The organism is Singulisphaera chitinilytica, assembly GCF_049331405.1.
Taxonomy (GTDB): domain Bacteria; phylum Planctomycetota; class Planctomycetia; order Isosphaerales; family Isosphaeraceae; genus PoT.
Genome location: NZ_CP186274.1, coordinates 57,978 through 70,595, shown reverse-complemented (window position 1 = coordinate 70,595; position 12,618 = coordinate 57,978). Strand labels below are relative to the sequence as shown.

At 64.3% G+C, this 12,618-nt stretch carries 10 protein-coding genes; 1 reads left to right on the top strand and 9 read right to left on the bottom strand.

Annotated features, from left to right (window positions below; all coding sequences use genetic code 11):
* Positions 1–93: 93 nt before the first annotated feature.
* The 9 genes from ACOYYX_RS00255 to ACOYYX_RS00215 all read right to left on the bottom strand — a co-directional run bounded on the left by ACOYYX_RS00255 (position 94) and on the right by ACOYYX_RS00215 (position 10,133).
* Positions 94–534 (bottom strand): DUF6438 domain-containing protein, encoded by a 441-nt coding sequence (locus tag ACOYYX_RS00255; protein WP_422927931.1) that lies wholly within the window; start codon positions 532–534, stop codon positions 94–96.
* Positions 535–965: 431 nt separating this feature from the next.
* The gene (locus ACOYYX_RS00250; protein ID WP_422927930.1) at positions 966–1,115 is read right to left on the bottom strand and encodes a hypothetical protein; all 150 of its coding nucleotides are present in this window, start codon (positions 1,113–1,115) and stop codon (positions 966–968) included.
* 155 nt (positions 1,116–1,270) lie between these two features.
* The gene (locus tag ACOYYX_RS00245; protein ID WP_422927929.1) at positions 1,271–2,227 is read right to left on the bottom strand and encodes a hypothetical protein; all 957 of its coding nucleotides are present in this window, start codon (positions 2,225–2,227) and stop codon (positions 1,271–1,273) included.
* 240 nt (positions 2,228–2,467) lie between these two features.
* The gene (locus tag ACOYYX_RS00240; protein WP_422927928.1) at positions 2,468–5,350 is read right to left on the bottom strand and encodes an FG-GAP-like repeat-containing protein; all 2,883 of its coding nucleotides are present in this window, start codon (positions 5,348–5,350) and stop codon (positions 2,468–2,470) included.
* Between the two features lie 146 nt (positions 5,351–5,496).
* On the bottom strand, positions 5,497–5,745 hold the full coding sequence (locus ACOYYX_RS00235) for a hypothetical protein (protein WP_422927927.1): 249 nt from the start codon (positions 5,743–5,745) through the stop codon (positions 5,497–5,499).
* A 231-nt stretch (positions 5,746–5,976) separates the two neighbouring features.
* Entirely contained in the window at positions 5,977–7,104 is a 1,128-nt protein-coding gene (locus ACOYYX_RS00230) for a DUF1559 domain-containing protein (protein ID WP_422927926.1), read from the bottom strand.
* Between the two features lie 680 nt (positions 7,105–7,784).
* A complete protein-coding gene (locus tag ACOYYX_RS00225) occupies positions 7,785–7,907 on the bottom strand; it encodes a hypothetical protein (RefSeq protein WP_422927925.1) in 123 nt (40 codons plus the stop codon).
* A gap of 348 nt (positions 7,908–8,255) precedes the next feature.
* Complete coding sequence (locus tag ACOYYX_RS00220) at positions 8,256–9,017, bottom strand: hypothetical protein (protein ID WP_422927924.1); 762 nt, start codon at positions 9,015–9,017, stop codon at positions 8,256–8,258.
* 450 nt (positions 9,018–9,467) lie between these two features.
* On the bottom strand, positions 9,468–10,133 hold the full coding sequence (locus ACOYYX_RS00215; RefSeq protein ID WP_422927923.1) for a peroxiredoxin family protein: 666 nt from the start codon (positions 10,131–10,133) through the stop codon (positions 9,468–9,470).
* An 828-nt stretch (positions 10,134–10,961) separates the two neighbouring features.
* On the opposite strand from ACOYYX_RS00215, the gene ACOYYX_RS00210 reads away from it, so the two are divergent.
* Positions 10,962–11,960: a DUF3500 domain-containing protein gene (locus ACOYYX_RS00210; protein ID WP_422927922.1), complete on the top strand. Its 999-nt coding sequence runs from the start codon at positions 10,962–10,964 to the stop codon at positions 11,958–11,960.
* The last annotated feature ends 658 nt before the right edge of the window (positions 11,961–12,618 follow it).

Below are 12,618 nucleotides of genomic sequence, written 5' to 3'. Positions count from 1 at the left end.
AATCCAAAATGGCGATCGGGCGCCCGCACATCGATGGGCGAGCAAGGTGGACACTCGCCCTCCGAGTCCGGACGCCCGGTGCTGGCTTTCCCGTTACTCGGCTTTCTCCCAGGCGACTTCCGCGAGCACACCGGTGATCGCCATCTCGATACCCCAGAGCTCGAGCGGGCCGGCGTGGCCGTTGTCATTGACCTCCGTGACCTTGTCCCCACGCTTGACGGTCACGATGACGCTCGGCAGGTCGGTCACGCCGCGGTGATACCTCGGCTTAAGATCGAAGAATCGTTGCGCGACGATCAGCTTCGAAAGTCGGTCGAAGTTCGCCTCGCCGAAGATCCCCTTGTAGTGGCCCACGCGTTGGACGTGGCGTTGCCCGTAATAGTCGGCGTTGCCGTCGGGATGCAGCACGACCCTATCGGTCGGGCACGCCCCGAAGCAAGGGGTCCGCTGGAGGGTGATCTCCGTGATCTCCTCGTTCGGTGCGAACCCCACGAACACGAACACGAACGGAATGAACCACAAGATTCGACGCATGACGAAGAACTCCCGGGAAAGCTGTGTGTTCCGATGGCTCGCTTCGACGAGCCATCGAGAGCCGAGATTTGTGAAGCCTCATTCCCAGGCGAAGGACGTCCCGCGCCTATGGAATGGCCCTTGGCACTGGCTTCGGCGGATCTTGAGTCGAGATGTCATGATGTGAGGGCTTGAGCGTAGCAAGAAGCGTCGGCGCCACGTGTCGGCCGATCCTCTCGCGAAGACATTCGAAAGGGAATCACGGGGCTATCACCCGGTTAACGAAGCACGGGCGATTCCCTTAGTGCATCGGCGATTTCGATGAGGTGGGGACGAGCGGAGCCGTGGGGATGGCCCCGCCGCTCAGGGGAGTTGCATCTTCGAGCGGAGTCTTCAAGAAACGACAGGGCGGATGGCGGTAGGCCCCGCTCATCCGCCCTGCCCTTCGGCGTTTATTTGGCCTTGGCCTTTTTCTTGGCGGCGGTTTGTGCGAGGTCGGACGCGGCCACCGATTTCTGGTCCGGCGTCGTCTTGGGGTTGCTCAGGATTTTGGACGCCTTGCTGGCGACGTTTGGGCTGGTTTGCTTGGTGTTCTTGGCCATGTTATGGCTCCCGTGGTTGGCAGATCCAATGATGTGGGGCCGTTTCTACCAGATCACTTGCAGCATCTGACGTGCCACGGATTGGGGGTGATATGCGGATTCTCGCGATTTTTCGAGGTCGGCGAGCCCTTCGCACAACGCTCTCCGCGTGGCTTTCAACTCGTGTGCGAGGCGGAGGCCAGGGGCTCGGAGACGGAGGATTCCTCGACTGTGGTATCGAGGTTCGCCGCCGCTCCTGCGTGTTCGGGAGTGGTCTTCGGGGCGGCGTCGGGGCCGGGGTGAGATGACTTCGCGATCTCCGCCGCCTCGTCGGGGGTGCATGCGGAGCCGAATCGGCGGCCGGGGAAGTTGGAGCGGGCGCGGGGTCGATTGTGGTGCAGGCAGTTACCGTAGAAGCTGTCGATGACCTGCCCGGCCTCGGGGCTGTGGAAGGCGATGACCTCGATGATCTCCTCCCAACTGAGGCAGCGGATCTCGGCCCGTCGCCAGGTCGGTTCGAACCACTCGCGATACCAGGCATCGCGCTCGCCGGCATAGTCCTCGACCCGGCGGCGGACCTTGCGGCGGATGGCCTCGGGCGTGGCATCCCAGGCGAAGACCCCGTCCTCGACCCTGGCCTGCGGGGCGAGGATCAGGAGCCCGACGTCCTCCATCGACTCCGCCGATCGGCCCGCGCGTCGGAGCACCTCGGCGATGCAGGCCACGCTGCGCGCCGCCTGGTCGAAATAGGGGGCATTCTTGACCCCCGTCGAGAGGCGGGCGAAGAGCTTGGCCTCCATGACGACGAGCTGGGTCGCGTCGGGCAGGAGCGTGAGCCCCGCCGTGCCGGGGTCGCCGATCGTGAAGTGCCCGAGCACGCCGTCGGCATGCGAGCGGGCCTCGGCCAGCCGGTCCCCCCGATAGCGCGGGAGGAACGCCGAGGGGAGCCAGGGTTCGGAGAACCAGCGGGCACCCGGGCGAGGCGAGAGCGGGTAGCGATCCCCGCCATGTCGCGAGAACCAATCGAGGATGATGCGCAGCAGCCAGCCCTCATTGTAGAGGACCGAAGGCGGGAAGACCGGCTGTCGGGTCTCGCACGCCTCCAGCATCGCCTTGATGGACTCTGTGATCATCGTCTCGATCCGTCCGGCGGTCCGCCACTCATCCCGAGCTTCGCGTCGGTCTCGGCCCTCGCGATGGGGTGCGGTTTTCGTCCTTAACTTGGCATTCTACCAGCGTTATTGATCGAGTATGAGCTGCACTTTTGTCGATCCGTGGACAGAACAGGCATTCGAGGCGAGCGAGATGGGACGATCGCCTGCATTTCACAAATGCCGAGAATTTGTGTTGATGATGTGAGGTGATCTGAGGATTTACTTCTCACGCCGGGCGAAGCCGGCCAGTTTGGCGGGGTTGGGGTCGGCCTCGCGGAGGCGATAGCCGGTGTCGGCGGCGAGCTTGCTGTAGCGGTCGATCCGCCCCGAGGGCCAGCGGATTTCGACCTGCTCGACGACCTCATCGGCCCCGAGGCCGAAATGGAGCCGGGGGTCGGAGGCGGACTGATAGCTGCCGCCGCCATAGCGATGGGCGACCTGCCGGCCCGAGCGGGTCGTCAGCGTGACCTTGGCCCCGATTCCGTCGCGATTGGAGCGCGTCCCTTCGAGCAAGAAGGTGACGAAGTGGCCCCCCGGGGTCCGGTTGTGGAAGTACGCGAGCGGCTCGAACTGGCCGACGAGGACGGCGTCGAGCTTGCCGTCGTTGTCGAGGTCGCCCGTGGCGAGGCCTCGCCCTACGCGGAGCGGCTGGAAGGGTTCCCCGGCCCTGGCCGTGACGTCGGTCAGGCGTCCTCCGCCCGCGTTGGCGTAGAGGGTGGCGGGCATGGCGTAGGGAAACTTCGGGCGCTGGTCGTGGACGTTGCCGTTCGCGATCATCAGGTCGGGCTTGCCGTCGGCGTCGAAGTCGATGGGGGCGATGCCGAAGCCGAGCAGATATCGTGTCGCGGCCCCCAAGCCCGACGCGGCCGAGGCGTCGTGGAAGGCCCCCTGCCCCAGGTTCTGATAGAGCGTCGTCCCCTCGCCGTAGAAGTTGGTGACGAGCAGTTCGGGGCGGCCGTCGCCGTCGAGGTCGACGCAGGCCACGCCCATGCCCGCCTGGTAGCCTCCCCCCGCGTTGCCCGCGACGCCCCAGAGGTGCCCGGTCTCCTCGAACTTGAACCCGCCGAGGTTGTGGAAGAGGTAGTTGGCCGAGCCGTCGTTGGCGACGAAGAGGTCGACCTTGTCGTCGTCGTCGAGGTCGGCCACGACCACGCCGAGGCCTCGGCCCCCGGGGTCGACGAACCCGGCCTCGGCCGTCACATCGACGAATCGCCCCTCGTCGTTGCGGAAGACGTGGTCGGGCGCGGGGTCGACCTGGCTCGGGTCGCAGTAGTAATACTCGCCCTTCTCGTTGCGGCAGAGTCGAGGGTTGGTCGGGTCATAGAGCATGTACTGGCAGACGTAGAGGTCAAGGTCGCCGTCGTTGTCGAGGTCGGCGAAGGCGGCCGACGAGGGGTAGTCGCGGAGCCCGGCGAGCCCGGCGGCCTCCGTGACATCCTCGAAGGTCCCGTCCCCCTTGTTGCGATAGAGGAGGTAGGATCGGAGCCGGCTCACGAAGAGGTCGGGGTCGCCGTCGCCGTCGTAGTCTCCCGCGGTGACCCCCATCGTATATTCATGGATCGGGGTCGTCAGGTGTGCCGACGCCGTGACGTCGCGGAATGTGCCATCGCCCTGGTTGCGGAAGAGGCGGTCCCCTTCTCGCCCCTCGGTCGACTCGGGCGCGAGCGGACCCCCCTGGACGACGTAGACGTCGTACCAGCCATCGCCATCATAGTCGAGCACGGCGACCCCGCCGGACATCGTCTCGGGGAGCTGGCGGAGCGGGGTCTGGCCGTTGTCGAAGTTGAACTGCAAGCCGACAGCCTGGGCGTCGTCGGTGAAGTGGGGCTGGGCCTGCGCCCGGTTCGCCACCTTTGCGGAGGATTGACCCTGGGCTGGCAGGAGGTCGGCGAATTCTCCGGCGAGCGTCTCGCTCCTGGCAGCGACCGACTCCTCGGCCCGCCACTCGTCGAGGAGCCGCGTCTTGGCCGCGAGATCGGCGTTGAGATGCGACCAGGCCCTGGCGTCGAACCGGAGCCCGAGGGTTGCGGCCAGCTTCGCGAAATCCTCGGCGCGTTCGGCGGGCTTGGGCTCGTTCAGCACGAGCGCCCGGTACTGGTTCTTGGCGTCGTCGACGACCTGCTTCCTCGCCCGGAACTGCTTGGCTTCGTCGGCCTTCCCGGCATCCCACGAGGCGGTCGCGAGGCGGTCGAAGGCCGACGCATTCCCCGGCTCATGTTCCAGGAGCGCGAGCAAGGCGGCCCGTTCCTGCTCGGGCTTGCCGAGGCGGCCGGCCATCCAGGCCCGGAACGCGAGGACCTCCGACTTGCTCAAGACTTCGGCGGGCAGATGAGGGAGGGCCAGGCGAGCGGCGTCAACGTCACCGGCGGCCCTGGCGTAGTCCAACTCCGAGCGCCAGACGGCCGCGTCGTCGGGACGGCTCTTCCGGCAGGCTTCGAGCTGTTGCTTGGCCTCGTCGAAACGGCCGGTGAGGGTCGCGAGGTTGGCCCGGCCGAGCCAGACCCGGTCGTCCTCGGGGTCGGCCTTGGCCAGGACGGTCGCGAGGGCCTCGGCGGGGACCGGCGTGTTGTCGATCAGCCAGAGCTCCTTGAGGACCGCGATCGGGTCGGGGGACGAGGGCCAGGACTCGCGCACGAGTTTGCGGACGTCGGCCGTCCTCCCCTCGTAGCGATAGAGGCGGAGCAAGACACGCCGGATTTCCCCGAGATCGAGGTCCGTCTCGCGATAGGCCTCCTCGAGGATCGGCTCGGCCTCGTTGTATTTGCCGGCGTCGAGGTAGGCCTCGGCCCGGAGCGCCACCGCCCTCGCGAAGAAGGAGGACGAGCGTGGGACCTTCGACCAGGCGGCCACGGCGTTCTCGCGACGCCCGGTGGCATCCTCGCAGATCCCGAGTTGGAAGAGGACCTCGCCGTTCGATGGCCACGATCTGGCCAGCTCCGCGAGGCGTTGCCGGGCGAGCCCGGGATAGCCCTTCTCGTAGTCGGCCCGAGCCCGGTCGAGCTCGGCCCGGAGGGCCTTCATCGTGTAGTGGCGATACCCGCCACCGGCCAGTGTGAGGACGGCGAGGCCCAGCCCGAAGATCAGCCAGTGCCGATGTACCAAGGGGTCCATCCTCAAGGAGCGGCCGGCGCGGTCGTCAGGAAGGATTCATGGCCGGGAGATTGCAGGCACTCCCCGGGCTCGACGGTGAACCCGGGAGCGAGTCCTGGCGACGGATCGAGTCTAAGCGAATGCGGAGGCAGAGCCTATCACTGGCTCGCCGGCTCTTCCGCGGCGGGCGCGGACTTGGCGGCAGCCCTGGCCGCCTTGGTGGCCTTGGCGGCCTTCTTCGAGTCACTCGGGGCCATGATGTTCACGCTCGCGGGCGGGGTGTAAGACTTCGTCATATCGACGTCGGCCGGGACGCCTTCCGAGATCGAGCTGCCGCCGCAACCCGAGAGGCAGCAAGCGGCGCCGGAGAGGAGCGTCAGGCCGAGCAGTGTACGGAGAGATCGCATGATTCTTGACTCCTGGATAGTTTCCAATCAGAGGTGAACGGCATCCTTGCGGATCACGCGTTTACGATCGGGAACCTCGCCAAACTTATTGCGAGTGACCCTCCCCGATCCCTCAATCACCGGAGGCCGGGAAGCCTTGTGGGCGTTTGATTGGTGCGTGGTCCCTAAAACGGAACCGGATCGGCCCTGAGTTGCACAGGGCCGATCCGGGGTCCGAAAGAACCGCAAAGATTAGTATGCGTCGGCGCTGACAACCTCGCCCATGTTCTTGGTGCCGATGGCCCACCAAGTCGTCGGCGAGATGCTGTCCTTGATGAACTTCACCGAGCCGTCCGTGAAGGCGACGTTCACGCCGCCCGAGTGGTTGCTCGTCGCCGTGATCATCGCACCCGAACCACCCCACGGGTTACCCTGAGCGGCATCGCCCGAGGAGGCGATGCAGGAATTGCCGTTTGGCGTGTTGAAGTGGACGTAGGCCTGGTTGGACGTGTGCCACGGGTAGGAGAGCGACCAGTGGGCACCGCTCAGATAGCTGCCCACCGAGCCTGTCGACGACGGGATGCTCTTGCACGCGGCCAGGGCGGTCAGGGCGCCGGCGGCGTTCGTGCTGTCGAGGGCACCACTATAATTCGCCGAGAAGATGCCGCGTTTCGCGTTGATCGAACCAGGATAGACCACCACGTCGACGCCGTTGGCCTGGGGAAGGCCCAGCAACCGCTCGCTGATCATGGCGGTGTTGGACGTGCCGTCCGTAACGCTTTCGAATCCGAAGAAGGCGAACTGGGAGTCAGCACCCCACCAGGCCTGGGGGTAGGTCGTAAAGTTCTGGACGATGGTGCCCGACCAGTTCTTGACGATGCCGGGGCCGCCGTGGTTGCCGTGGTAGCTTGTGGCTCCCCAGGGGGGAACGGGACGAGCCTTCTGGCTCTCGGAGGGGCACAGCAGGCTGCCGACCTGGTTGAAGCCGACCGTGTTGTTGTAGGGCTCGTCGGCCGAACGGTTGAAGTTGTACGCGTTGTAGAGCGCGTTGCCTTCCATCATCGGGAGGATGGCGACCTGCCAGCTCGCGTTCCAGCCCCAGCCCACTCCCCCATTGGTGGGGGTGCCACCATTGTTGGCTCCCCAGGCCGCGCCCAGGAACATGCCTTCGGCCGGGATCACATTGTTGATCGAGTGGTAGTTGTGGATGGCCAGACCCATCTGCTTCAGATTGTTGACGCATTGAGCGCGGCGAGCCGCCTCACGCGCTGCCTGCACCGCGGGGAGCAACAGAGCGATCAACACCGCAATGATCGCAATAACGACGAGAAGTTCAATTAACGTAAACCCTCGGCGCGCACCGACCCCTGATTTTCTCATCTGAGAAACCTCGCCAAGCGACCAACCGGGAATGAATATGGGGTATCCATCTTTCATTAAAACTCCTTCGACAGTTTCAGCAAGGGAAAAATTCTATAAAATAGATTCTAGGAGTTTAGAATTAAAAGACGACTCAGATGTCCGGTCATTCTTATGTGTCATAAAATTAACATGAAATAGTAATTTGATTTGCGGAAACATTCGTTGCGGCCAGAGCCCGCCCATGACGTAACTCCTTTTTACGTAAAGTGATTGGCCTCGAAGTCGCGAATGCTCTTGCGGAAGAGTTGCGGAGCGAGGGAAACGCTTCACCCAGGTCGGCGTTGTCCTAGGGCATTCGGAATCCGCCCGGATCGGAAGAACTGCGGTGAGGCGGAATTTCTTCATACATAGAAACGAAACCATGGGCGATGGTATGACTCCGAGCCCTTTATTGTGGGGGACATCCCAACTTCACACAAATGTGTCGAATTTCCCCAAGTCCTAGGGGATTAAGACGCATGTTGGCTGTGGCAACAAGTTTTTGCGAGGCGCAAAGTTTTGACCGAGCAGACATCAATGAGCCTTGAGCGACCGGCCGAACGGGAGACTACCGGGATGAATGGCGCTTTGTTGTGATCGTGTCACTCGATTCCTTCCGACGCGATCACCTCGAAGTCGCCGAGGACTTTGAAGGCCTCCTACGTCTCCATCGCCCCGGCTTCGGCGCTGACGACGATCATCTTGGTGTGGAGATTCCTGATGTTGCCCGGCTCGTCGGCGATCGCCACGGTTAGCGATGCGTCGCGTTCATGGTGTTTCATCCGGCGGTGTCGGAGTCTTGAGGGGTGCCTTCCCCGAGGCGCAAGGGCCGTCGACACGCGGGTCGTCGGCCCGAAACGCCGCGAGTTGTTCATCGCCTCAAGAAAACAAATCCCGAACCATGCCCGGGTCGCCATCGCCGACCCCTATCCTTGCGAACATGGCCAGAACGTGCTGTTCGATCAAGAGTCGTGATGTGAAGATGTGATATTTTAGATTGGGCGCTTTCGCGAACCTGCGTCCGCGATCCGGCGAGAGGGCTCCGAGATCATTCGGCTCGAGCGGCCCTGGGGGCGTTGGCATTTTCGGCGTGATGAATGGCGCGCTTCGAGGTGCGGAGTAGGTCGGGCTCAGTCGTGCAGGCGAGCGAGCCGAAGCTCGATGTTGTTGCCCGAGAGATGCTCATAGGCCCTGGCCAGGGCTTCCTTGCGCTTCGCGTCGTTCTCGAGCTCATAGGCGAGGACGAGGCGGTCGTAATCGGCGACGAACCACCATCGCTCCACCGTGGCGATTCCCTGCTGTACGTGCCTGTCGTCGTGCGAGACGAGCAGCCTCTCGGCATGAGAGAGCTGGGTGACGACAAACCCCTGCGCGGCCCAGGGGCCAGCGCAACTCGCCATCAGGCCCAGCGCGACGAGCAGGTTGGCGGCGATGCTGCCGCTCCGGAGATTCGCCCTGGTCAGGGCCCTGAGCGCGTTGCGCAGGAAGACGAAGGCCGTCAGGAACGGAGAGAGCCCGAAGACCCCGACCCCGAGCAAGAGCCCCGCGACCGAATAAGGCAAGAGGGTCACGCCCAGCAGGAACGCGAAGATCGCCCCGCCGCCGAGGAGCCCCGCGAGCAATCCTGCAGGCCGCTTGAAGCGCAGCCAGGCCGCCAGCGAGATGATCCCGAGGCTCGTCGCGAGGTAGCCGACGATGCAGTATCGGCCCAGGATCGGCGAGAGGTCGAGCGTCGAGCGGAAGACGATCGGATCAAGGCCGAGGCAGAGCAGCGGCAGGCCCATCCCCACGACGATGTCGAAGGTCAACTGGTTCGGAGTCGGCTCCTCGGCAATTTGCCTCGGCCAGAAGGCAGGCTGGTGCGTCTCCGGTGAGGTCGAGGTCGGGCTCATCGTCAGTCCTTTACGAAGGCAGTTCGCAAACTGCCAGGGCACCTTCCGTGTCAGTCGATCCGCCGAGGTTCCCGTCGTCGTTCTGATTTGATGGAGACGTTGGCGGGTTTATGAATTTATTTCGTGCGCATGCGAGCCCTGCGCCGTGGGCATGGTGCTCCATTCCTGGCGTCGAGAGACTCGGGGCCGGCCGTGAAGGCCGCGTCAATGCGGCCATTCGCAGGGCGAGATCACGCAGGCTGGGGCTTCATTCCGTCGAAGCCTTGGATCGACTCGGCGCGCTCGCCTTCCCCCTGGGATACGTCGCGCGAGCATGCCGGTAATCAATCGAGAATGCGACGCCGCCGGCGACGCCAGGTCGATCCATTTTTCGGGGCTGTGAGCCGCGAGATGCGCAACGGCGCTGATGAGTCCGGATCGGGGCGTGAGGGGGCGAGGTGAAACGGGTTCTCAAAGGTCGAAGGGGCAGCCAGAGAGCATCTCGTCGGGAGAGTCGGTGGTGTCGATGGGCTTGGGGTCGGTGTCGGCAAGGCGCGCCAGACGGAGGCTTACGTCCTTCAGCATCTCGCTCGAATAGCCGGGCCAGAGCTTTTCGATCGTGCCCCCCTTGGAGACGAGGGCGACGTAGGCGGAGTTCTCCGCCTTGTACGCCCTGACGATCTTCAACTCGGGGTCGGCGAGGATCGGGAAGCGGACCTTATTCTCCGCCGCCCAGGCCTTGGCCTTGGACACCGAGCCGTCGAAGACGCCGAAGAACTTAAGGCTGGTCCCGTACGCGTCGTGGAGCCGGTTGAAATAAGGCTGGGCGGCCGTGCTGCAGGGGCAGCCATCCTTGATGAAGGCGAGGAGGATCGGGCCTTCCTGGATCAGGGCCTCAAGGCGATAGCTCCTGTCGTCGGTCGCCTGAGAGTCGAAGCCGGGGGCCGCCTGAGAGGCCATCTTGTTGCTCGACTCGAGCATCGCGGGCGTGACTCGGTGGGTCTCCTTCTTCCCCGTGATGATGACCTGGCTCTCGGGACCGGCCTCATTCGCCTCGTCCTGCATCCACATCCAGAAGAAGAGCAGGCCGAGCCCGCTGAAAGCGATGCCGAAGAAGGCGTAGCCAAGGCGTTTCATGGCAGATCAGATCTCATCCAGGCGTCCGGAACCCATCCTGACCGACCCCTGAACTGTATCAACTCCGATGTCGGTAAGGAAAGGCTCGCTTCGGCCTGCCTTCCTTCCTCGATCTCCAATAGGCACCCCTGCGCACGGTCATCGAGAGGTCGGTCGCGGCTCAATTGCAGGCCTTTCGCGTGGGGCTCCCCGTGTTATGGATTCCTGGATCGTAACATTTTTCGGATGTTCGGGGCCGCCGACGGCACCTCGGCGGATGTTCGCAGCGTGATTAAAGGCGGGCCGAGCCGAGGCGCATCGGCCCGGGAGGAGGAACGATGCATCGCTGGATCCTCGGCGCGGTCATGGTGGTCGGTGCCGAGGCCCCTGCCGGCCGGGCGGTTGAGCACGACCCTCGAGGATCGGAAGGCGTGGCGAAAGCTTTCTTTACGTTGAAACCTGAGTTCATACGCTCTATTCGCGGGCATGGCTCGCGAAAAGCTTGTGGAAGAAGCTCGGCGGATCGCCGCCATGCCGGATGACGAGATCTTCCTGGTCTCCGAGACTCCTCGCTCGCTCAATGAGCCGGCTTATTGAGCGAGGGTCAGCGACGTTGCCTCGCCCCGATTCGGGCCGCGATCGTGGCTTTCGGGGCTCCGTTGCGTTAGCCTCGGTCATCCCCCGGGGCGGCACTCCGGCGACAACCGTCGGGCGCGCAACACGCCCGCCCGCCGACGCCTGTTCAGAATCCTGCGCCCCCTGTGCCCCGCCGCTCGGTACGCGAGGGTCGAGCCGCCATGCTCGCTCGATTGGGAATCCTGTTCGATCCGAAGGTGAAGGAGAGAGTTGATGCGACGTCATTCCTGGTTGCTGGCCCTGTGTTTCGTGGGCGGCCTGGTGGTGCCCTCGACTTCGAAGGCCGACGAGACCGGCTCGGCGATGGCCGATGCCGCCCGCCGGTTCGTCGGCTCGCTCGACGACAAGCAGAAGGCCCAGGCGACCTTCACGTTTGATAGCCCGGAACGGTTCAACTGGCACTGGATCCCCCGCGAGCGCAAGGGGCTCCCGATCAAGGAACTCCAGCCGGCGCAGCGTGCCCTGGCCTTCGGCCTGCTGAACACCGGCCTGTCGACCCGGGGGAACCTCAAGGCCACGACGATCATGAGCTTCGAGGAGATCCTCCGCGTCGAGGAGCACGGCACCGGCCCGGTCCGCGACCCCGAGCTCTACTTCATCAGCGTCTTCGGCGAGCCGAGCAACCAGGGCGACTGGGCCTGGCGGGTCGAGGGGCATCACCTGGCCCTCAACTTCACCCTCCGGAACGGCCGGGTCATCTCGGCGACCCCCTTCATGTTCGGCTCCAACCCCGCCAACGTCCGCGACGGGGCACGCAAAGGCCTGCGCAACCTGGGCGACATCGAGGTGCCGCTGGAGGCCCTGCTCGTCTCTCTGAACGAAGACCAGCGCAAGCAGGTCATCGCCAATCCGGTGGCCCCCGAGGTCACGACCACCCCGAACTCGGCCCAGCCCCAGTTGACCGCCCCCGAGGGGATCCCGGCCACCCAGTTCACGCCCGAGCAGCGCCAGATGCTGACGCGCATCGTGCAGGCCTACGCCGAGAACTTCCCCGAGCCGGTGAAGGCCGACCTGCTCAACCAGATCGCCCAGAACGAGTCGTCGGTCCACTTCGCCTGGTACGGGCCCCTCGACCGCACCAAGCCCCACGCCTTCCGCGTCCAGGGGTCGGTGCTGTTCATCGACTTCAACAATACTCAGAACGAGGTGAACCACATTCACACGTTCTTCCGGAGCCAACTCGGCGACTTCGGGCTCCCACCGAAGCGTTGAGCCACCCGGGCAATCGGGGCTGACCCGATTCCTCGGCAGAATCACCGAATGCTCGCCATCAGGGCCGCCCGGGAGGGTCTTACCAGGAGACTTCCCGCCGGCCCTTTCGCATTCCCGGCGTCCCCTGGGAGATCGGGAATCAGCCCAAACTTGCGTGAAGGATATGAGGCAGGAAGGGCCTTACCTCATGAAAGTGCGGCCAACCCCTACGGATTTCCCAGGTTCGCCCGCCGATTTCGCATCGGGCGTCAAGGAGCAAGACGGATGACACATGTCTTATCCTGGATGCTCTTCCCGGATTACTTGGTAGAAGACGACCGCCGCGTTGCGATTTCATGGCCTCGGCATCGGCGCGGACGCAGTAACGAAATCAATGCAATGTGGGGGAAATGCCAGCAATGGCGACACTCTTTGAACTCCCTGCTGAATTTCGAGGGGTAGAGAGGCTGATTCGCCCCTGTTCGACGCTCCCCTTGCCCATGAGGGGGACACGCCCTGCGCGAAGGCGAGCTGGCACCGAGGAGGGGCTGGCCATGGCCTTTCTCGCGAACTAGAATCATCAGAGGCTCTACCGGATCGACCGCGATTGACTCCCTGGCGTCATGGATCCCGGGGCGTACGAATCCTGGGAAGCCGCTTAAGCGTGTTCCTATGCAAG